Origin of the sequence: Hydrocarboniphaga daqingensis (assembly GCF_900129825.1) — a bacterium.
GTDB classification, from domain to species: domain Bacteria; phylum Pseudomonadota; class Gammaproteobacteria; order Nevskiales; family Nevskiaceae; genus Hydrocarboniphaga; species Hydrocarboniphaga daqingensis.
This window is the reverse complement of the sequence record NZ_FQWZ01000002.1, coordinates 143444-163811: the sequence shown is the minus strand read 5'-3', so window position 1 is coordinate 163811 and position 20368 is coordinate 143444. Positions and strand designations below refer to the sequence as shown.

General features: G+C 66.8%; 16 protein-coding genes. 4 read left to right on the top strand and 12 right to left on the bottom strand.

Translation table 11 applies throughout. The annotated features are described in order from the left end of the window. Window positions 1-4 precede the first annotated feature (4 nt). From BUB09_RS03775 to BUB09_RS03750, 6 genes are all read right to left on the bottom strand, one after another. Window positions 5-2266, bottom strand: coding sequence for a hydantoinase B/oxoprolinase family protein (locus BUB09_RS03775; RefSeq protein ID WP_072894426.1), 2262 nt, complete (start codon window positions 2264-2266; stop codon window positions 5-7). After that, window positions 2263-4410, bottom strand: a complete 2148-nt coding sequence (locus tag BUB09_RS03770) for a hydantoinase/oxoprolinase family protein (protein ID WP_072894424.1) — start codon at window positions 4408-4410, stop codon at window positions 2263-2265. Before BUB09_RS03770 ends, BUB09_RS03775 begins: the two co-directional genes overlap by 4 nt. Then, window positions 4407-4853 carry an acetone carboxylase subunit gamma gene (locus BUB09_RS03765; RefSeq protein ID WP_072894421.1) on the bottom strand — a complete coding sequence of 149 codons (447 nt, stop codon included), beginning with the start codon at window positions 4851-4853 and terminating at the stop codon, window positions 4407-4409. Before BUB09_RS03765 ends, BUB09_RS03770 begins: the two co-directional genes overlap by 4 nt. Continuing rightward, window positions 4850-6796: a hydantoinase/oxoprolinase family protein gene (locus tag BUB09_RS03760; RefSeq protein WP_072894419.1), complete on the bottom strand. Its 1947-nt coding sequence runs from the start codon at window positions 6794-6796 to the stop codon at window positions 4850-4852. The genes BUB09_RS03765 and BUB09_RS03760 overlap by 4 nt, the downstream gene beginning before the upstream one ends. A gap of 102 nt (window positions 6797-6898) precedes the next feature. After that, window positions 6899-9640, bottom strand: a complete 2742-nt coding sequence (locus BUB09_RS03755) for a winged helix-turn-helix domain-containing protein (RefSeq protein ID WP_072894416.1) — start codon at window positions 9638-9640, stop codon at window positions 6899-6901. A gap of 10 nt (window positions 9641-9650) precedes the next feature. After that, window positions 9651-10670, bottom strand: a complete 1020-nt coding sequence (locus BUB09_RS03750; RefSeq protein WP_072894413.1) for an NADP-dependent oxidoreductase — start codon at window positions 10668-10670, stop codon at window positions 9651-9653. 180 nt (window positions 10671-10850) lie between these two features. On the opposite strand from BUB09_RS03750, the gene BUB09_RS03745 reads away from it, so the two are divergent. After that, window positions 10851-12035, top strand: coding sequence for a lipid-transfer protein (locus BUB09_RS03745; RefSeq protein ID WP_072894410.1), 1185 nt, complete (start codon window positions 10851-10853; stop codon window positions 12033-12035). 73 nt (window positions 12036-12108) lie between these two features. Here BUB09_RS03745 and BUB09_RS03740 read toward each other — a convergent pair whose 3' ends face one another. The 4 genes from BUB09_RS03740 to BUB09_RS03725 form a co-directional block, all read right to left on the bottom strand. After that, complete coding sequence (locus BUB09_RS03740) at window positions 12109-13107, bottom strand: NAD(P)H-dependent glycerol-3-phosphate dehydrogenase (protein ID WP_072894407.1); 999 nt, start codon at window positions 13105-13107, stop codon at window positions 12109-12111. Window positions 13108-13126: 19 nt separating this feature from the next. Continuing rightward, window positions 13127-13657, bottom strand: coding sequence for a protein-export chaperone SecB (gene secB, locus BUB09_RS03735; protein WP_072894404.1), 531 nt, complete (start codon window positions 13655-13657; stop codon window positions 13127-13129). Between the two features lie 103 nt (window positions 13658-13760). Continuing rightward, entirely contained in the window at window positions 13761-14021 is a 261-nt protein-coding gene (grxC, locus tag BUB09_RS03730; RefSeq protein WP_072894401.1) for a glutaredoxin 3, read from the bottom strand. A 25-nt stretch (window positions 14022-14046) separates the two neighbouring features. Continuing rightward, window positions 14047-14472: a rhodanese-like domain-containing protein gene (locus tag BUB09_RS03725; protein ID WP_072894397.1), complete on the bottom strand. Its 426-nt coding sequence runs from the start codon at window positions 14470-14472 to the stop codon at window positions 14047-14049. A 65-nt stretch (window positions 14473-14537) separates the two neighbouring features. On the opposite strand from BUB09_RS03725, the gene BUB09_RS03720 reads away from it, so the two are divergent. Both BUB09_RS03720 and BUB09_RS03715 read left to right on the top strand, forming a co-directional pair. Further along, window positions 14538-15749, top strand: coding sequence for a murein hydrolase activator EnvC family protein (locus BUB09_RS03720; protein WP_072894394.1), 1212 nt, complete (start codon window positions 14538-14540; stop codon window positions 15747-15749). Continuing rightward, window positions 15734-16252, top strand: a complete 519-nt coding sequence (locus tag BUB09_RS03715; protein WP_072894390.1) for a DUF4124 domain-containing protein — start codon at window positions 15734-15736, stop codon at window positions 16250-16252. The genes BUB09_RS03720 and BUB09_RS03715 overlap by 16 nt, the downstream gene beginning before the upstream one ends. 97 nt (window positions 16253-16349) lie before the next feature. Here the strand turns inward: BUB09_RS03715 and bamJ are convergent, their stop codons facing one another. Both bamJ and plsB read right to left on the bottom strand, forming a co-directional pair. Next, window positions 16350-17087 carry a BamJ family beta-barrel-assembly machinery protein gene (bamJ, locus tag BUB09_RS03710; protein ID WP_072894387.1) on the bottom strand — a complete coding sequence of 246 codons (738 nt, stop codon included), beginning with the start codon at window positions 17085-17087 and terminating at the stop codon, window positions 16350-16352. A gap of 85 nt (window positions 17088-17172) precedes the next feature. Next, a complete protein-coding gene (gene plsB / locus BUB09_RS03705) occupies window positions 17173-19668 on the bottom strand; it encodes a glycerol-3-phosphate 1-O-acyltransferase PlsB (RefSeq protein ID WP_245793115.1) in 2496 nt (831 codons plus the stop codon). A 77-nt stretch (window positions 19669-19745) separates the two neighbouring features. Here plsB and BUB09_RS03700 point away from each other — a divergent pair, with 77 nt between their 5' ends. Then, on the top strand, window positions 19746-20282 hold the full coding sequence (locus BUB09_RS03700; RefSeq protein ID WP_072894384.1) for a DUF4112 domain-containing protein: 537 nt from the start codon (window positions 19746-19748) through the stop codon (window positions 20280-20282). The last annotated feature ends 86 nt before the right edge of the window (window positions 20283-20368 follow it).

The window sequence follows — 20368 nt, the reverse complement described above, 5'->3', positions numbered from 1 at the left end:
CGCGTCAGCCTGCCGAGGCGCCGAGACGCGCCTTCAGCGCCTCGTTCTCGGCCTGCAGCGTGGCGATCAGCACATCCTTGGGGTTGAGCATGAACTGACTCTGCAAGGCCGAGCCTGGCATCGTCACGCGCGTGCCGGCCTGGATGCCGTAGACCGTGGACGGATCGCTCCAAGCGCCCATGAATGGCAGGCTGGCCGGCGGCTCGGGCGTGGTCCAGGTCTTGACGAACTCGTCGAACGGCACGCCGCGCGCCATGCGGGCGCGGCGCTCGTCGTCGCGGAGTTGCTGCGTGGCGTCGACGTCGACGATGCGGCTGCGTTCGTCGAATACGACTTTGTAGATATCGCGCGCGGTATCCGGCGAGATCAGGTCTTCCTCGATGTCCTGCATCACCTGTGCAGGCTCGCGCTGCAACACGTCGCCGTAACCGCCGCCGGCGCCCTGGCACATCATGTACAACTCGCCGGGTTGCGCCAGCTCAAACGTCATGCCCATGTTGTGCGTCGAGTACTGCGCGTTCTCGAACGGCTGGGTGTTCATCAGCTCGATCACGTCGAACTTGAACTTCTCCGGGTTGTTCTTCAGCTCATCGAAGATGTTGATGCCCTTGATCTTGCACAGCGGATACGTCGGCGACGCATAGCCGCCGAACAGCGGCATCGCCGATGAAAACAGCGAACCCGAGCAGCCGGTCATGAAGCCCCACAAACCCGAGCGGCGGAACGTGTGGATCTGCTCGTAGCCCAGACCGCTACGCATCTTGCCGAAGCCGACGCGGTCGCGTGCCAGCGTGAAGGCGCCGAGGCGCACCATCGGCAGGTCCTCTTCCATCAGCTCGATCTCGCCCAAGTCGCAGTGCGCGGCAAACGGGGGCGAAACCGAATGCTCGCCATCGCGATGGCCGCGCCCGCCCTGGCCCATGCCGTTGATGTCGGCGCAGAAGTTGCCGACGTACTCGCCGTGCTGGGTCAGGCCGCCGTAGATCAGCGTCGCCGGCTGGTCGTACTGCGGCGCGACGATCGCGGTGTAGCGCTGCGGCAGGCTGAAGTTGAACTTCGCCATCGGGATGCAGGCGATCGTCATCGTCTTGAACAGCGGGATCAAGCTCATCGCCTGCGGCGTTTCGAACGAGCCGTTGATCAGCGAGTTGTTGTCGAAGATGAACTCGAACGGCGTGAACACGGCCATCGTGAACGGCAGATCCGGCCAGATGTTCTGCATGTAGCCGGTAAACAGCATCGTTTTGAACGAGGCTTGCGCGGCATTGATCGACCGGTTCAACAGCTCTGGCGAGGTACCGCGCATGTCGACGATCATGCGCTCGCCTTTGACGGTGATCGCCATGTTCAACTTCAGCAGCACGTTCTCGCGTAGCGTCGAATCGGCGAACGAGATCGTCCGCATCGTGCCGTCCGGCAGCTCGCGGATGCGGCGGCGCACTTCGACGACGACGTCTTCGATGTGCTTGCGCAGCGTGATGATCAGCGCTTCTTCGCCGTGCTCTTCCAGCACCTTGATGATGCGCTGGCGCAACCGCAGCACCGAGTGCAGCCGCACCTTCATGTCTTCCAGCTGCAGCTTGGGATCGCGCACCGAGTTCTGCAGGAACGTCACCAGATCGCGCTTCAGCTCGAAGTTCTCGACGATACGGAACGGTGGCATTTTCAGGCCTTCGTCGAACTTGCTTTCGGCCGCCGCCGGCATGCCGCCGGGCTCGCAGCTGCCGTTCTCGCCTTCGTGGATCGTCGCCGACAGCCAGCAGACCAGCCGGCCCTTCCAGAACACCGGCATCATCATTGACTGGTCGGTGTTATGGATGCCGCCGTAGCGCGCATCGTTGTGGATGAAGCCGTCGCCGTCGCGAACCCCGACGGTCGGCTCATGCGCCCAGTACTTGTTGATGAACTTGATCGGGTAGAACACCGCCGCTGCAAAGCCGCCCACGCCATGCGGCGCGATCATCGACAGATCGCCAGCCGCGGTGAAGATCGCCGTGGTCATGTCGCCCCACTTGGCGCCGGGCGCGGCGCCCATCTGCTCGATCATCGTATTGCTTTCGTCGAGCGCCGCGATGATCAAGCCGCGCACTTCGTTGACTTTGTGCGGGTCCACCGGCTGGCTCAGCAACTGCTCTTCGACGGCGCTGCGCGCCTCGATCCGATGGTTCTCCATGATCTCGGGGTCGGGCGCGAAGAACAGCTTGTTCTGCACCAGGAACTGGTCGAGCAGTGCCTGCTGTTCGGCCGCTACGCTCATATCGTTCATGCCTTGTCTCCTGCCTCGATCATCGTGAACCAGACCGCGTTCTGTCCTGCCGCCTGGAAGCGCCAGCCGGGCTCGACCAAGTAGGTCGTCGCTCGCGTGACGACGATCGCCGGGCCGTCGATGGCAGTGCCGGGCATCAGCGCGGCGTTGTCGTAGATCGCCGTCGTCAGCGGGCCGTCATGGCCGACGAAGTGACAGATGCGTTCGCCGCGCGGCGGCGGTGGCGCCAGTCGTATCGCGGACGGCTTGATGTCCTTGAACGAGATGCCGGGGTTTTCGACGTAGGCGCGCACACGGATCGTGTTGATTCGCACACCGGCTTCCGGCGTCTGGCTGCCGCTGCCGAAGCGCTCGCCGTAGCGCTGATGGAACTGCTCGATCAGCATCAGCACGTCCTGAGGCTGGCGGATACGGTTGAGTTCGGTGACCACGGCCGTCTCCACGCGCTGGTTGCCATAGCGCATGTCCAGCTCCAGCTGATACCGGATCTGCGCGGGCTCGAAGCCCTGTCGTACCAGGTCTTCGCGGCCGCGACGTTCCAGTTCTTCGACGATGCCATTGAAACGCGGGTAGTCATCGAAGAAGCGGCGCTGATTGGCGTCGAACAACGGCGTCCAAGCGCTCATCTCGTGGATGTGCAGCTGGCTCATGTTGCCGGCGCCGACGGCCGAGAATACCGATGCGAACGGCGGCGCCAGAATCCGTCGCACACCGAGCGCGCGGGCAATGCCGCAGGCGTGCAAGGGACCGTTGCCACCGTAGGCGAGCGTCGTGAAGTTTTCGGGCTCGTAGCCGCGCGTACGCAGTTCGCGCGCGATGCCATTGGCCATGTTGGCATCGACGGTGGCGCGGATCAGCTTGGCGCAGGCGATCGTGTCCAGATCGAGTTCCTCGCCCAGGTGATCGTCGATGGCCTGACGCGAGCGGCGCGGATTGAGCTTAATGTGGCCGCCGGCGTAATTGGCGGGGTCCAGATAGCCGAGCACCAGATCGGCGTCGGTCACGGTCGGCTTCATGCCGCCACGGTCATAGCAAGCCGGACCCGGATCGGAGCCTGCGGATTCGGGCCCGACTTGCACCGTCTGGAACATGCGGTCGTAGCGGCAGATTGATCCGCCGCCAGCGCCGAGCGTCACCAGATGCACCATCGGCACGCTGACCATCCAGCGTTCGATTACGGGATTGAAGTCGTAATGCTTGACCCCGCCGTCGACGACGATGCCGATGTCGAAGCTGGTGCCGCCCATGTCGGTGGCGACGATGTTGCCCAGCTCCGCTTGCAGCGCCAGATGCTCGCTGGCCGCGATGCCCGACACCGGGCCGCTGTGCACCGTCTGCAGCGCATCCGTGGAGTTGAGCTGCGCCATGCCGCCGGAGTTGTGATTGCACAGCATCGGCTTGGTGTAGCCGGCGTGGCGCAGATTCAATTCCAGCGTGCCGAGGCCGTGATACATCGCCTGGTGCAGGAAGCCGTCCATGATCGTCGACATCGCGCGCACGTACTCGCCTTTGCGTCCGGCGACCTGGTGCGACAACAGCATTGGAATCGCACCGAGCATGTGGCCCGGATACTCGTCGAGAAACACTTCGCGTATCCGCAACTCATGTACCGGATTGACCACCGAGTTCGCTAGGACGACGACGATCGCCTCGGCGCCCTTGTCGACCAGCTGGCGAATCTTGTCGCGCAGATCGTCTTCGTCGAGCTGCATGACGACATCACCGGCGTAGTCGATGCGTTCGCGCACTTCCATGATCATCGGGATCGGTACGATCGGATCGGGGCGCTGTGCGTTGGGCACGTCCATCTGCTGTTGGTGCGGCAGCCCGACGCCATAGCCCTTGGCACGCGACAGCGGCACCGACGACTTGTAGCCGGCCGTGGTCAGCAAGCCCAAGCGAGGTCCTTTGCGCTCGATCAGCGCGTTGGTGCCCAGCGTGGTGGCATAACGCACCGAGTCGACTTGCGACAGCAGCTCGCGCTCGCTCAGTTCCAGCGTCTTGCAGGCATTGCTCAAGGCTTCGTTGAAGCCCAGCGCCAGGTTCTGGTGCGTCGTCAGCGCCTTGGATTCGATGCAGTGCTCGTCCCAGGCGACGAAGCAGTCGGTGAAGGTGCCGCCGATATCAACCGAGACGCGCCTCATGGACGGGCTCCCGGCAGGCCGCGGATCGGTTCCAGATGCGCGACGCCCGGACCGTGCACATGCGGCCGTGGTGGTTCGCGGAGCATCGTCGGCTCGCGCACTTCTTCGCGGCCTTGCCACTGCAGCCTCAGCGCATCGATGTCCAGCTCGATGTCGTGCACCGGCGGATGGCCAGGCGGCAGGTATTCGGTCTCGATCATCGTGCCGCAGTGCGGACAGTAGTATTCGAGAATGCGGCACCAGTCCGGATTGGGCGCATACGTGATCGCGTACTTCTGCGGGTCGAGCAGCGGCTTGTGGATCTCGCGCGGGTCACGGTTGTAGACCAGCAGGCCCCGCTTGTAGTTGTCGCGTGCGCCGATCAAGTCGCCGCTGCAGGCGCGGCATTCCCAGCGCTCGCGCTCGAGGTCGATCCTGAGGTTTTCGGTGATCAGCACTTTCATGCGGCGCTCCGTGATGAGGTGGCGGGGCGACGGCTCAGCAGGATGTCGCCGCCGTCGTTGAATTCGAACTGCCAGCCGGCATCGATCCGGCACGTGAAAAACGCTTCTTCGAGCACGGCCGGGCCTTGGGCGATCGCGCCCGCGCGCTGCTGCTGCGCCGCGTACAGCGGCAAGTCGGCCGCGTCGCCACCGATGGTGACGCGGCGCGTGCCTTCGCTGGTCGCCGCGTGTGTCGCGCCGCCGAAGCGGCCTTGCAGCGTCGGCTGATCGATCGGCTTGGTCGCGGTCAGGCTCAGTGTCAGCACTTCGTCATCGCGTACCGATGGCAGACGGCCATCGAATGCCAAGCGCCGATCCTGCTGCCCGTCGCTGACCTGCCAGTGGTGTTCGACGCGGCATTGCTCCAGTGCGAAGCCTTCGGCGTACAAGCCGCGCCGGGCGCGCTGCGTCAGTTGCTCGACGGCGGCCTTGATGCCGGCGTCGTCGCGCGTCGCCAGCGGCATTTCGTATTCGTGTGCGATATCGGAAAAGCCGAGCCCGAATGCCGAGAACACCGCCGCCAATCCGGGAATCAGAACGCGGTCGATGCCGGCCGCATCGGCGATCCGGCAGACGACGAACGGGCCGGCGCCACCGAATGCGGCGAGCGTCGTATCGGCGGTGACGTCGGTGAAATCGCGGATGCCACGCACCACCTTGTCCACCCAGGCCTGCTCCATCTCATCGAGGGCCTGCATCGGATCCAGGCCCAGCGGCGTGGCGATGCGCTCGGTGATCGCGCGCCGCGCGCGCTCCAGGTCGATGCGCAGCTGGCCGCCGAAGAACGAGGCCGGGTCGAGCAGGCCACCGAGCAGGAACGCATCGGTGATCGTGGCCTCGCTGCCGCCGAGTCCGAAGCAGGCCGGGCCCGGCGCGCTGCCGACACTTTCGGGACCGACCTTGAGCCGGCCGTCACTACCCGGCTTGATGATCGAGCTGCCGCCGACGCCGACGCTGGTGACCTTGCACAACGGGAACGACACTTCGACCCCTTCGACGCGACCGCGCCGATCCGCGGCGACGACGCCGTCGCGCACTTCGCCGATGTCGGTCGTCGTGCCGCCGATGTCGATCGACAGCAGATGGCGAAAGCCGTAGTGACCGGCCAAGGCGCGCGCGCCTTCCATGCCGCCGCGCGGCCCGGAGCTGTAGGTCTTCAGCGCGATGGTTTTGGCGACGCGGGCCGAATGGCCGTCGTTGCGGAAGATCAGCAGCGGATTGCGCGCCTTGTTGTCGCGCAGCTTGTGCTCGGCGTTGTACAGGAAGCGTTCCATCGCCGGATGCAGGAACGCGTTGAACAAGGCCGTCCAGCAGCGACGCACGTCGTCGGCGTCTTCCACCAGCTCGCTGGAATACAGCACCGGTATCGCGCCGAGCAGGTGCTGCGGGAACTTGCGCAGCAGCAGATGCTTCAAGCGCGCTTCAGCCGCTGCGCGCCCGGCACCGAAGTGAGCGACGACGATGCGATTGGCGCCGGCTGAGGTCAGTGCGTTGACCGCGCGCACCGCGGCGGTGGCCAGTGCCTCGTCATCAAGTGATACGTCGATCGTTGCGTGGCGCTCGCCGACCAGCGCGGCGAACAGCCCGGTGGCGTGCGCGTCGCGGTGCAAGGCCGCATCGTCACCATCGCCGCTGAGCAGCAGGCCGAGGCGCGGACCTTTGCGCTCGACCAGCGCATTGGTGCCCTGCGTGGTCGAGTAGCGCAGATGGTCGGTGCTCGACAGCAGCGCCATCAGGTCGTCCTTGCCGTAGATCAGCTTCGACGCCTTGGTCAGGCCGTCGATGAAACACTTGGACAGATCGAACGGGGTGGTCAGCGTCTTGGTCCGCCACACCGATGCGCCTTCGGTGATGCAGATGTCGGTCAACGTGCCGCCGTTGTCGATGTTGATCAGCTTGCCCACTGTCGCCTCCGCTGGATGGCCCCGCTCTGGACGGCGGGTGCGACATCGTCGCGGTGGCGGGTGGCACTGCACCCACCCCAAGGGGCGGGGTCGCTACAAAAATCAGTCGCCCAAGCCCTGACCTCGCATCAACGCGATCGCTTGCACGCGGTTGCTGATCTGCAACTTCTGAAAGATGTTGCGCAGATGCCACTTGACCGTATTGGTCGACACCGACAGCCGGTCGGCCAAGTCGTGGTTCGACAAGCCTTCGGCGACAAAGCGCATCAGCTTGCGTTCGCGCTCGGTCAGGCTGGCGATCAGCGGCACGCCATGCGCCGCTGCGGCGCGGCCATCGTCGGCTGCGTCGCCGGCCAGATGCAGCAGGCGTTCGACGTGACACAGCACCGCGTCCGGCTTCAGGCCCTTGGGCAGGCCTTCGCGGTGGCTCTGCAATTGCTTGAGCAGCGCCAGCGCCGGTGCGCCTTCGTCGATGAACGAGCGCACGAAGCCGCCTGCAGCGCCGATCTCCAGCGCTTCGAGCAGGGTGCGTCCGGCGAGGTTGGTTTTGCCGGCGGCCTGGCAGGCGATCGCCATCATCAGCTTCAGTTTCAGCTCGCGATGGCGGCGACGTGCATGCGATGCGCGACGAATCTCGCCCGCCAGCAGCAGCCGCGCTTCGGCGTGTCGGCCCGATGCGATCAGCCAGCGCGCCTGCGTTACCGTGCAGGCCTCGGTTTCGCCGGCATGAAACATCAGCAGGCGGTCGTCCTGCGGCTCGCGATACTCGGCCGGCAGCTCGCGCAGCCAGCGTTCGGCTTGCGCCAGATCGCCGTCGAGCGTTGCCAGTCGCGCCAGCTCGGCGTGCGCGTAGATCACCAGTCGCGCCAGTGAATGGCGATAGCCGAGAAACAGCACGCGCTCGATGCCTTCTTCCGCATCGCCCCGGCGACCGGCGCGATGCGCGATCCTGGCTTGCGTCAGCGCCATCGTCGCCACGGCGTCGACGATCGCCTGCTGCTCGACCAGCTGGCCGTATTCGTTGACCAGCCGCGTCGCGTCTTCGAGATGGCCTTGCTCGTACAAGCCGCTGGCCAGGTACGCGGCAATCACGGCGCCGGCCGACACGGTGCCCGATGCGCGTTCCTCGGTGCGGCGCAAGCCGGCGGCCAGGCCGCGCACCGCATCGTCGACGCGTCCTTGCGAGGTCAGCGCCATGCTGGTGATTGCGTCCTGATAGGCCTGACCGAACGCATGCTGGTCGCGGTCATGCAGCGGTCGCGCGCATTGCATCAGCCGCCGCGCTTCGTCGAAGTCGCCACGGCCGTATTCGTATATCGCACGCGAATTGAGCGTGACGCCGTACTGCCAGCCGCTGCGGTCGAGCAAGTGCTCGGCGGCATCGCGACCGGCCGCGTCGAGATCTTCGATACGGTCTTGTGCCGCCAGTACGAACAGATGCGATACCTTGTGCGAGGCCAGCAATGCGCGGTCGGCGCCGTCGTGTTGCAGCCGCGCGCGGTGTTGCGCCAGCAGCCGGTCGGCCTTGTCGAACGCGCGCCGGAAACCATAGGCGATGATCGCGGCGTGCACCAGATTGTCGTGCGCCAGCATCGCATCGGCGGCGAGGCGGTCGGCATAGCGCTCGATCAAGCCGAGCCGCTCTTGGGCCAGTAGCTCGTCGACGAATTCAGCGAGCCTGGCGGCAGCGCGCACCGCGTCGCCGGCTTCGAGCCAGTGATGGATCACTTCTTCGCGGTAGTCATGCGCTGCATACCACTGCGCGATCGTGCGATGGCGATCGCGCAGCGCATCGGCAGCGAACTGGCGCGCGGCGCGCGCCAGCAGAAACTGCCGGAACAAGTTGTGGAAGCGAAACCAGGTTCCTCCCAGATCCATCTGCGCTAGGAACAAGCCGGCGCGCTCGATTTCGGCCAGGCGCTGCGCGCCGTCGGCGGTGCCGGTGATGTGCTCGACCAGCGCCGGGCTGAGCTTTTCGGGGATCGCCAGCTCCAGCAGCAGCGCGCCGAGCTCGGGCGCCAGGTGATCGAAGATTTCGGCGGCGAGGAAGTCCATCAGCTCGCGCGTGATGCCCTTGCCGACCGCGAGCTCCGCGCGGATGCGGCCGCCGCGCTTCAGGCACAGACGGTAGGCCTGCAGCGCCGCCGGCCAGCCGTCGGTCAACTCGTGGATCGCGGTGATCTCGGCGGCGCTGAGCGTGCCGAATTCGCGGAAAAACTCGAAGGATTCCGACGGACGAAAACACAGCTCTTCGTTGCTGATGACAACCGTGCCTTCGCGAATCTGTAGCCGCGCCAGACGCGCGGTCGGCAGCACGCGCGTGCCGACGCACAGCTGCACCGACTCGGGCAGGCTGCGCACCAGTTGCGCGAACATCGCGTCGAAATGCGGGCTGGCCGCGCTTTCGAAGTTGTCGACGACCAGCACCAGCGGGCGGCCGATGCGTGCGATCGCGTGCAACACGTCGCGCAGCGTGCCGGGCCCGTCGATCCGCGGCGGCGCACGCAGGCTGTCGCCCGGCAAGCGCTCGACTGCATCACACAGCAGCCGCAGAAAATACGCCGCGTCACCCGACGAGGTGTCCATTCGAACCCACGCCACGCGGTCGCCGGCAGCGGCACGTCGCTGGCAATGCTGGCGCAGCAGCGAGGTCTTGCCGAAGCCGGCCGGGCCTTGCACGACGATCAAGCGCGGCGGCGGCGTGGTCGACAGCGCTTCGAGCAAACGGCGACGGACGATCGCCCCCGCGGGTACTTCCGGTGCCGTGGATGCGGCGGCGACGATGGCCTTGCGCGACGCGGTCGCGCGCTGACGCGGTGGAGCGCGGTCGTCGCGGGCGTTCACCGGTTGGCCGTCAGTGCTCGCTGCCGATCTGCACCAGCACTTTGCCGTTGTTGGCGCCGGTGTAGAGCATCTTCAGCGCGCCCACCGCGTTGTCGAGACCATCGGTGACATCGAGCCGGTAGCGCAGCTTGCCTTCGAGCATCCAGCCGGCGAGCTGGGCCTGGTACTGCGGATAGCGGTCGAGGTAGTCGAGGATCACAAAGCCTTCGACGCGCAGCCGGCGCATGATCACATTGCGGAACATGTACGGCCCCGGAATGCGGTCGCCGGCGGTCGAGTTGTAGGTCGAGATCAAGCCGCAGATCACCACCGAGCCGAAGTTCTTCATCACGGTCAGGCCGGCGTCGAGCATCTCGCCGCCGACGTTTTCAAAGTGCACGTCGACGCCGTCCGGCGCCAACGCGCGCAACCTTGCGACGACGTCTTCGCGCTTGTAGTCGATCGCGTGGTCGTAGCCGAAGCGTTCGACCAGCGCCGCGCATTTGTCCGGCCCGCCAGCGATGCCGATCGTCTTGCAGCCGTGAATCTTGGCGATCTGTCCGACCAGCATGCCGACCGCGCCGGCCGCTGCGGTGACGACGACGGTGGCGCCGGGCTGCGGCCGTCCGATCTCCATCAAGCCGACCAGCGCGGTCGGCCCGGCTACGGCGAGCACGCCGAACGCATCGGCCAGCGCGAGGCCGGGAATGCGCGGCACCGGCATCAAGCCGCTGCCGTCGCTGATCGAATAATCCGACCACGGTGCAAGGCCCGCGGCCAGCGAGCCGACCGCAAACGCCGAATTACGCGACGCGACGACTTCGCACAGCGTGAAGCCCTTCATCGGCTCACCGGGCAGCACCGGGTCCATGTACAGGTCCCAGTCGCCGAGCCACAGCCGGTTGGTCGCATCCATCGACAGATAGATCGAGCGCAACAGCAACTCGCCTTCGGCCAGCGGCGGCAGCGTCTGCTCGCGCAGCTCGAAGGTGTCGTCCTCGATCGAGCGGGTCGGACGCTTGTTGAAGTACCAGCGGCGGGTGTGGGTCATGGCGGTTCACGTGCAGGTGACGGCCGAGTGTCGGCCGCGGCGCCCGCCACGCCCCTACCCGAAAGGATAGTCCTGCCGCGCCGTCGCCGAAGCGAGCGCATCCCTACCGGAAAGGGCGGGGCTTTGTCGCAGCCTGCTGCGTACGCTGGCCGGCATCGTTTCGTTGATCAGGAGTTGCCGATGCGCCACGTCGTCGTTGCCGGGGTCGGGATGATCCCGTTCGTCAAACCGGGCGCATCCGAGCCTTATGACCGCATGGGCGCGCAAGCGACGCAGTTGGCGCTGGCCGACGCGGGCCTCGGCTACGCGCAGATGCAGCAGGCCTACGTCGGCTACGTCTACGGTGATTCCACCTGCGGTCAACGCGCGCTGTACGAAGTCGGCATGAGCGGCCTGCCGATCGTCAACGTCAACAACAATTGTTCGACCGGTTCGTCGGCCTTGTTTTTGGCGCGGCAGGCGGTTGCCAGCGGCATGGTCGACTGCGTGCTGGCGCTGGGTTTCGAGCAGATGCAGCCCGGTGCGATCGGCAGCCATTTCACCGATCGTCCGAGCCCGTTCGGCCATTTCGACGAATTGGCCGAAGACCTCGTCGGCCAGCCGCAGTTGCCGCTGGCCCTGCGCTACTTCGGTGGCGCCGGCTTGGCGCACATGCAGCAGTACGGCACGCGGCTGGAAACCTTCGCCCAGATTCGCGCCAAAGCCAGCCGCCACGCCGAACACAATCCGATGGCGCTGTTCCGCAAGGTCGTCAGCGCCGACGAGGTGATGGCCTCGCCGATGCTGTGGCCCGGCGTGCTGACACGCTTGATGGCCTGTCCGCCGACCTGCGGCGCCGCCGCGGCGGTGCTGTGCTCGGACGAATTCGCGCGGCGCCACGGTCTGCGCGCTGACGTGAGGATCGTCGCCCAAGCGATGACCACCGACACCGACGTGACCTTCAGTGGCCGCGACATGCGCGAGGTCGTCGGTTTCAGCATGGCGCGCGATGCAGCGCGCCAGGTCTACGAGGCCGGTGGCTTCGGCCCCGACGATGTCGACGTCGTCGAACTGCACGACTGCTTCGCGCAGAACGAGCTGCTCAGCTACGAGGCGCTGGGTTTGTGCCCGGTCGGCGGCGCCGAGCAGTTCGTCGTCGATGGCGACAACACCTATGGCGGCCGCGTCGTCACCAATCCATCCGGCGGCTTGCTGTCGAAAGGCCATCCGCTCGGCGCCACCGGCTTGGCGCAGTGCACCGAGCTGGTCCAGCAACTGCGCGGCGCGGCGGGCCCGCGTCAGGTCGACGGCGCGCGGCTGGCCTTGCAGCACAACCTGGGCTTGGGCGGGGCTTGCGTGGTCACGGCCTACCAGCGCGTCGATTGAGCGGGTGCGGCGGCCGCGTGGCGGCCGTGTGATCGCGGATCGCGATGCGGTGACGCCGCATCGCCGCGTGGTTTTAGTCGCTCTCGTGCTTGGCCGGGCGCGTGGCCAGTGCGCGCACCGCTTCGACGGCCGACAACTCGCCGGTCAGCACGCGGCATACGGTTTCCGTGATCGGCATGCTGACCTGCTGGCGCTGGGCCAGCCGGCGCACTTCGGGCGCGACCTTGACGCCTTCGACGACCTGGCGAATTTCGGCGGTCGCCTCGTCCACGCTCTTGCCCTGAGCCAGCAGCAGGCCCATGCGGCGGTTGCGCGACTGGTTGTCGGTGCAGGTCAGCACCAGATCGCCCAAGCCCGACAAGCCCATCAGCGTTTCGGGCTGCGCGCCCAGGCTCTCGCCGAGCCGCATGATCTCGGCCAGCCCGCGCGTGATCAGCGCCGCGCGCGTATTGGCGCCCAAGCCCAGGCCATCGGCGATGCCGACCGCAATCGCCAGCACGTTCTTGACCGAGCCGCCGACCTCGACGCCGACGATGTCGTCGGCGGTGTAGGCGCGAAAGCCGTCGCCATGCAGCGCATGGGCGATGCGCTCGGCATACGCCAGGTTGGCCGAGGCCACGGTGACCGCGGTCGGCAGGCCCAGGCCGAGTTCCTTGGCGAACGTCGGGCCGGAAATCACGGCCAGGTCGCGCGCGTCGCCGAGTTCGTCGGCGACCACTTCGTGCACCAGCTTGCCGGTACCCGCCTCCAGGCCCTTCATCGCGCAGGCGATGCCCTGCTCGGGGCGCAGCAGCGGTTCGATGCGCCGCAGCGTCTCGCGCAGCGCGTGGCTGGGCACGGCGATCAGCAGCTCTTCGGCGGCGCCGACGGCCAGCTGCAGGTCGGCGGTCGCGGTCAGGCCAACCGGGAAGTGCGCTTCCGGCAGGTAGCGCTCGTTGAGCCGCTTGTCCTGCATCGCCGCGAGCGCATCACGATCGCGGCCCCACAGCCAGACCGGGGTGCCGCGGCGCGCCAGCTGGATCGCCAGCGCGGTGCCGTAGGAGCCGGCGCCGATGACCGCGATGCCCTTCATCGTCGTGCCAGGACGCGTGTCAGTGCGTGGCGTCGGTGGCGGCCGGGCCGGCCGCTTCACCGGCGGCGGCGGCGCTGCGCGCGCGGTTCAGGTGTTCCAGATACAGCGCTTCGAAGTTGATCGGCTGCAGCAGCAGCTGCGGGAAGCCGGCCTTCTGCACGAAGTCGGAGATCGCCTCGCGTGCGAACGGGAACAGCAGGCTCGGGCAGTAGCCGGCCAGCACGGCGGCGCGCTCGGCTTCCTCGGGGAAGTCGCGGACGATGAACACGCCGGCCTGCTGCACTTCGATCAGGAACGCCACATCGTTGCCGAGCTTGGCGGTCACCGTGACCGTCAGCGTCAGGTGGAACTGGTCTTCGCCCAGCGCCTGGACGTTGGTGGCGACGTTGACGTCGACCTGCGGCTGCCAGGGACGCGAAAAAATCTGCGGCGCCAGCGGCGCTTCGACCGAGGCATCACGCAGGTAGAACTTCTGCAGCAGCACCTGGCGGGAGCTGCCGGTCAGCGGCGGCAGGGCATTCTGGGTCGCAACGGGGGTATCGGCAGCCATGACAGCAAAACTCCGGGTACGGATCAGGGACGGCGCTTCGGGCGCCGATCGGGTGGGAACAAAAGACAGGCCAGTGCGACGAGGGCCGGCGACGCGGCTCGGGTCAGGCGTTGGCCGCGAGCAAAGGGTCGAGCCCGCCGGCGCGGTCCAGCGCCGACAGGTCGTCGAAGCCGCCGACGTGGGTCTGGCCGACGAAAATCTGCGGCACCGTGCGCCGCCCGGACAGCTGCATCATCTCGTCACGGCGCTCGAGATCCTGATCGACACGAATCTCCTCGTAAGCCACGCCCTTGCCATCGAGCAGCCGCTTGGCCATCACGCAGTAGGGGCAAAACGCAGTCGAGTAAACGCGAACGGTGGCCATGGCGTGTGTCCGTCTGGGGCGCGGGTTACTTGGCCGTCACTGGCAGGCTTGCGCCGAGCCAGCTGTTGATGCCGCCGCGCAGGGGATAAGCCTCGGCATAACCCAGCTTCTTGAGCTGGTTGGCCGCTTCGCCGGCGCTGCCGCCAAGGGCGTCATAGATCAGGATCGGACGGGCCTTGTCGCGGCCCAGTTCGTTGGCGCGGTCGGCGATCTTGGCCGCCGGGATGTTGATCGCGTTCAGCAAGTGCGACCGCTTGAAGTCGGCGGCCGGGCGGATGTCGAGGATCAGCGGTTCGCGGTCGTTGATCAGCCGCACCGCATCGGGAATCGACAGGCGCTTGCCACCGGTCAGATTGCCGTGGACCTCGTTGGCGATGATCAGCAGCACCACCACGGCCAGCGCGGCGAACAGGAAGGGGTGTGCGAGAACGAAATCCAGGTACTGCTGCATGAGGGTCCGGCAGTTGGCGACGAGCGCCAAAAAGTGTGGGAGACGTCTATGATGCGGCCGGAATTATGGCATCCAACACCCCCGACCGAAAGCGAGCCCACCCGGCGCCGCGCTGCCGCCCGCTGGCAGCCGCCGCAGGCCTGTGGCTGGCCCTGAGCCTGGTCGCCTCGCCGTCGCCGGCCGCCGATCCGGTGACCGGCGACATCAAGAAAAGCGAGCAGGAGCTGGCGCGGGTCAAGGGCAAGATCGACGCGCTGCGCAGCAAGCTGGAACGCGAGCGGGGCCAGAAAGACGAGCTGAGCGAGGCGCTCCAAGCGGCCGAGCAGCGGCTCAACCAGGCCCAAGCCGAGTTGCGCCGCCTGCACCGCGAGGTCGCCGAGCAAAACGAGCGCATCCGCGCCAATCAAGCGCAGCAGGTCGAAGCCGAATACCGGCTCGGGCAGCAGCGTGAGGCGCTGGCCCGGCAGATCCGCGCCGCCTACATGATGGGCAACCGCGCGCGTACCCAGCTGTGGTTGAGCCAGGACGACACGGCCCGGATCGGTCGCGTGCTGACCGAGTACGACTACGTCAACCGCGCCCGCGCCGACCAGGTGGCGCAGGTCCAGGCCGAAATCGACCGGATCGCGCAGTTGCAGGTCGAGCTTGAGCAGCAGCGCAGCCAGCTGGAGGCCTTGGAGCTGAAACAAGCCGAGACGCTACGCCAGCTCGAACAGGCGCGCAGCCAGCGCAAGTCCACGCTGCAGGCAATCGACCAGCGCATCGCCAGCGCGCAGACTGAACTCAAGCAGGCCCAGGCCGACGAGGCGCAGGTCCGCAAGCTGCTGGAAACGCTGAAAAAGGCGCTGGCCGATATCCCCAGTGACTTTGGCGGCACCGGGCCGTTTGCACAGCTGCGCGGCAAGCTGCCGTGGCCGCTGCGCGGCCCGATCCTGGCCGATTACGGCTCACCCAAGGCCGACGGCCGGCTCAGCTGGAGCGGGCGCTGGATCGCCGCCAGCAGCGGCACGCCAGTGCGCGCGATTGCCCGCGGCCGCGTTGCCTATGTCGGCTGGCTGCAGCGCTACGGCTTGATCGTGATTCTCGAACACAGCGGCGGCTACTTCACGCTGTACGGTCACTGCGCCAGCTCGGTGCCGAGCGTCGGTCAGTGGGTCGACCCCGGCCAGGTGATCGCGACGGCCGGCGACACCGGCGGCCACGAACGCAGCGGTGTCTATCTGGAGATCCGCAAGGGCTCCACCGCGCTCGATCCCCGGCAATGGCTCGGCAAGTAGCCCTCGCCGCGTTGCCGTCGGCACTGCTGCTGGCGCTGCTGGCGTCGGCTGCGATGAATGCCGCCGATGCGGCCGCGACCCGGGTCTATCGCTGGACCGATGCCCAGGGCGGTGTCCATTACGACCAGGTGCCGCCGCCCAACGGCCGGCGCTTCGAGCTGGTCGAACCGGCACCGCTGCGGCCGCCGACCGCGTCGAGTCCGGCCGTGCCTGCTGCCCCGGGTGCCGCACCGGCCGACGACGCTGCAAAGGCGTTTCTGAAGCGGGCCGCCGATGAGCAGCAGCGCCGCGACCAAGCACGCCGGCAGACGGTCATCGACCAGGCCGCGCACCAGGCCGACTGTGAGCAAGCCCGGCAACGGCAGGCATTTCTCGACGCCAACCCGCCCAACCGGCTGCGCGTGCGCGAGGCCGACGGCAACCTGCGCCGGCTCGACGCCAAGGAATGGGAGGCGCAGCGCCAGACGGCTGCGCAGCGGATCGCCGAGCACTGCTCGCGCTGAGCGTGCGGGCATCGGCGCGGCGCCGATCCGACTCGATCCGCCGGCATAAAAAAGGGCGGCAGACTCGCGTCTGCCGCCCTTTTGTTTGAGGCGCCGTTTACTGCTTCGGCGCGTCGTCCTTGGCCACTTCGAGCAGCTCGACTTCGAAGATCAGCGTCTGGTTCGGGCCGATCTTCACGCCGGCGCCACGTTCGCCGTAGGCGAGGTCGGACGGAATGTAGAACTTGTACTTGGCGCCCGGCTTCATCAGCTGCACGCCCTCGGTCCAGCCCGGGATCACGTTGGCGAGCGGGAAGGTGACCGGCTGGCCACGCGAGTAGCTGCTGTCGAACTCTTCGCCGTTGAGCAGCGTGCCCTTGTAGTGCACGGTGACCTTGTCGGCGGCCGTCGGCGAATCGCCCTTGCCTTCGGTCAGCACTTCGTACTGCAGGCCCGAAGCGGTGGTCTTGACGCCTTCCTTCTTGCCGTTTTCGGCGAGGAACTTGGCGCCCTCGTCCTTGGCAGTGGTGGCCTGCTCTTCACGAGCCTTGACCTGCTCTTCCTGCATCTTCTTGGAGACGGTGTTCTTGATCTCCTCGCGAGCGGCGTCGTCGAGCTTCGGGGTCACGCCGTTGGTGACGTCGTTCAAGCCGGCTTCGAGCGCGGCGACATCGACGTGCTGCTTGACGGGCTTGAGCGAATTGCCCAAGTCGACGCCGATGGAGTAGCCGAACTTCTGGGCGTCGGTGGTCAGCTCGCCGGCGCTGGCGGCGGTCGTGTCGTCAGCCTTCTTGGCGCAGGCGAACAGCAGGCTGGCGCAGGCGGCAACGGCGAGCAGGCGGAAAGTAGAGTGCATGGGGTCTCGATCAGCAAGGAAACAAGGAAGGGATCCGGCGTGCCGCCGGTGAGGGCAATACGGCGAAACATCGCTCGCGCGCAGATTACAGCGTGGCCGGGCCCAGTTCTACCGCTGCCGGTTGGGGGCGACGTGTCAGCAATTGGAGCAGCGTTTGGCGGGTCTCGTCCGACAACAGCTCCAGCGAGCGCTCGGCAATACGCTCGATGCGCGGATCGACTGCCAGCCGCCGATCGTCGCCTTCGACGACCAGGCCCAGGTCGATCAGCGTGTCCAGATAGCCGCGGAACAGGGCTTTGTCGAAAAATTCGGGGGAATCGCGGCCGGTCAGCACGCCCATGCGTTCGGCCAGCCGGCGGCAATCCTCCTCAAAGCGCTCGCGCAGCACGCCCTGGTTCATGCGGTTCTCATCGGCCAGCAACAACGTGGTCATGCAGTAGCGTTCCAGCGTTTCGCCCATCACGCGGCCGAGCATCGCCAGCGTCGAGAATTCCGGCGTCGACACGCCGGGCCGCGACAGCCGCCCTTCGTCGCTGCGGGTCAGCAATCCCTGCTTGACCATGGCCTCGACCATTTCGCGCGCCACTTGCTCGGCTTCTGCCGGCTCCCAGCGCAGATAGAACTCGGTGCGCAGGAACGGATACAGCGCACGACAGCCGGTCACCACCGCGTCCTCCGACAGCGTGGCGCGGGTGCGGAACAGGTTCGCGATCAGGCTCGGCACCGCAAACAGATGCTGGATGTTGTTGCGCGCGTAGGTCAGCAGCACCGCATCGCGATCGGCGACGTCGAGCAGATCGCCCCAGGGATGCGGCACGGTGGCGATGCGCGCGATCGGCGCGGCCCATTCCAGCGCTTCGACCGGCGAGCGCTCCGGAATCTCCAGGCTGGCGCTGTAAGGGCAGGCTTCGAGCAGCCGTACCAGATGCGTCAGCTGTTCGAGGAATTCGGTGCGCGATACCGCGCGCTGCGGACTGGCGAGCATCGCCACGGCTGACAGGCTCACTGGGCTTGCGACCGCCGCCGCATTGACGCGGCGGTGGCTGGCCAGCGCCAGACGGCCGACGAAATCGCGCCAGCCGGCCGGCGTTTCGCCGCCGCCGCGCAGGCTGTCACGCCAACCCGGCAGATGCTTTTCGGCGTATTCCTGCAGCGGAATCGGCTCGCCGAAGTTCAAGTGCACGCGGCCGTAGCTCTTGGTCAGCAGCTTGGCGCCCTTGAGCAGATCCGACGCGGATTCCTTCTGCTTCTGCGCGCCGCGCAGTTCCTTGAAGTAGCTCGACAGTTCCCAGACCTTGTCGTAGCCGACGTAGACCGGAACGATCGCGACCTTGCGCGCACTCTGGCGCAGCGCGGATTCGACGACCATGCCGAGCAAGCCGGCCTTGGGCGACAACAAGCGGCCGGTACGGCTGCGGCCGCCTTCGGGATAGAACGAGATCGAGTAGCCGCGGCCAATCAGCGAATCGACGTAAGCGCGGAACACCGAGGTATACAGCCGGTCGCTGCCGAAGCTGCGACGCATGTAGAACGCACCGCCGCGACGCAGGATCGGGCCCGCCGGCCAGAAGTTCAGGTTCACGCCGGCCGCGATATGCGGCGGCACGAGGCCAGCCTGGTACAGCACGTAGCTGAGCAGCAGGTAGTCGGCATGGCTGCGGTGTGACGGCAGATAGATGATCTCGTGGCCCTGCGCCCATTCGCGCAACCGCTCCAAGCCAAACACCTTCACGCCGCGGAAGATCCGGTTCCAGATGAACTCGAGCACGCGCTCGAGCAGCCGCACCGTCGTGGACGAATAGTTGGCCGCGATCTCTTCGGCATAGCGCCGCGCCTTGGCGGCGGTCTGTTCGGCCGTCAGCTTGCCGCGCCGCGCTTCGTTGGCGATCTCGTCCTTGACGCGCGGCGTGTTCAGCAACTGTCGGATCACGACTTCGCGGTTCTGCAGCGTCGGGCCCAGCGCGGCCGTGCGCGCATGCAGAAAGTAGATGTGCAGCAGACGGCCGAGCTTGCGCACCGCGAACTCGGGCGTTTTTTCCTTGGCGACGAAATCGCGGAACGACAGCGGCAGGCCGAAATGCGCGTACACGTTGCGGCCGTTGACCAGCATGATGATCAGCTTGCGGACCATGCCGGCCTGCACACTGTCGGCGAAGATCAGCTTCCACAGCGAGGTTTCCTGGCCCGGATCGCGGCCCCAGAACGCCGATACCGGCACCACTTGGCAGTCAAACGTCGGGTCGGCCGCCGCGCCGTTGACGACGCTGGTCAGCTCGGTATCGCGAATCCGGGTTTCCAGCAGCGCTGGCAAGTACAGCGCGCCGGCCTGGGTCACCGACGGCAGCAGCTTGCCGGTGCGGCCGGGTCGCGGCAGGCGGTTGTCGCGACAGATGCGGTCGAGCAGGAATAGATCGCCCCAGGACCGCGTCGCCAGCACGTAGACCACCGGCTTGGACGGGTCCAGCGCGAGCTTGGCCGCGAGGTCCGCGTGCGGAGTGCGATAGCGGATCAGCCGGTTCAGCGGCTGAAAGAACCACCAGGCAATCCAATAAAAGGCCGCTGTGAACACGTGTTGCGACACCGGAGAAACCAGGAAGCCGGCAGTTTACCCGGTCTGGACGACAGCCCCGAGGCGGGCATCTGCCCAATAATGTCGATATGAACACATCACGACGCCCTTCCCCTGCCGCCGGCGCCTCGACGCCGCACGACCCCGAACACGCGCGCCGTCGCGCGGCAGCGCGCCAGCGCGTCGCCCGTCTCGCGCAATGGCTCGACGGGTTGATCGCGATCCCCGGTACGCGCCTGCGCTTCGGCATCGACAGCCTGATCGGCCTGATTCCCGGCGTCGGTGACGTGGCCGGCATGCTGCTCGGCGGCGTGATTCTGGTCGAAGGCCTTCGTGCCGGTGCGCCCAACCATGTCGTCGTGCGCATGCTGAGCAACACGCTGCTCGACGGCCTGGTCGGCGCCGTGCCGCTGCTCGGCGATCTGTTCGACTTTGCGTTCCGGTCCAATGCGCGCAATGCGCGCTTGTTGCTCGATCACCTCGACGGCCAAGAGCGGCAAGCGCAAGCGCCGGCCGCGCCGGTGCGACGCGGTCCGCTGCTGCTGTTGGTGTTGCTCGTGCCGCTGGTGGTGCTGTCGCTGGCGATCTACGGCATGGTCGCCGTGTTCCAGCATCTGTATCGCTAAGTCGCACGCCACCGGCCATCGCGGCGCGCAGGACGTTCCGGATTGACGCCCGCTGCGCAATGCGGGCATGGTCGATGATACCGCCG

Bases quoted from the DNA above. Each gene is read 5' to 3' on its own strand.
- grxC (WP_072894401.1), bottom strand. From the start codon at position 14,021: ATGGCCACCGTTCGCGTTTACTCGACTGCGTTTTGCCCCTACTGCGTG.
- BUB09_RS03740 (WP_072894407.1), bottom strand. From the start codon at position 13,107: ATGAAGGGCATCGCGGTCATCGGCGCCGGCTCCTACGGCACCGCGCTG.
- BUB09_RS03770 (WP_072894424.1), bottom strand. From the start codon at position 4,410: ATGAGGCGCGTCTCGGTTGATATCGGCGGCACCTTCACCGACTGCTTC.
- BUB09_RS03745 (WP_072894410.1), top strand. From the start codon at position 10,851: ATGCGCCACGTCGTCGTTGCCGGGGTCGGGATGATCCCGTTCGTCAAA.
- BUB09_RS03775 (WP_072894426.1), bottom strand. From the start codon at position 2,266: ATGAACGATATGAGCGTAGCGGCCGAACAGCAGGCACTGCTCGACCAG.
- BUB09_RS03750 (WP_072894413.1), bottom strand. From the start codon at position 10,670: ATGACCCACACCCGCCGCTGGTACTTCAACAAGCGTCCGACCCGCTCG.
- BUB09_RS03765 (WP_072894421.1), bottom strand. From the start codon at position 4,853: ATGAAAGTGCTGATCACCGAAAACCTCAGGATCGACCTCGAGCGCGAG.
- secB (WP_072894404.1), bottom strand. From the start codon at position 13,657: ATGGCTGCCGATACCCCCGTTGCGACCCAGAATGCCCTGCCGCCGCTG.
- BUB09_RS03700 (WP_072894384.1), top strand. From the start codon at position 19,746: ATGAACACATCACGACGCCCTTCCCCTGCCGCCGGCGCCTCGACGCCG.
- BUB09_RS03725 (WP_072894397.1), bottom strand. From the start codon at position 14,472: ATGCAGCAGTACCTGGATTTCGTTCTCGCACACCCCTTCCTGTTCGCC.
- bamJ (WP_072894387.1), bottom strand. From the start codon at position 17,087: ATGCACTCTACTTTCCGCCTGCTCGCCGTTGCCGCCTGCGCCAGCCTG.
- BUB09_RS03715 (WP_072894390.1), top strand. From the start codon at position 15,734: ATGGCTCGGCAAGTAGCCCTCGCCGCGTTGCCGTCGGCACTGCTGCTG.
- BUB09_RS03720 (WP_072894394.1), top strand. From the start codon at position 14,538: ATGGCATCCAACACCCCCGACCGAAAGCGAGCCCACCCGGCGCCGCGC.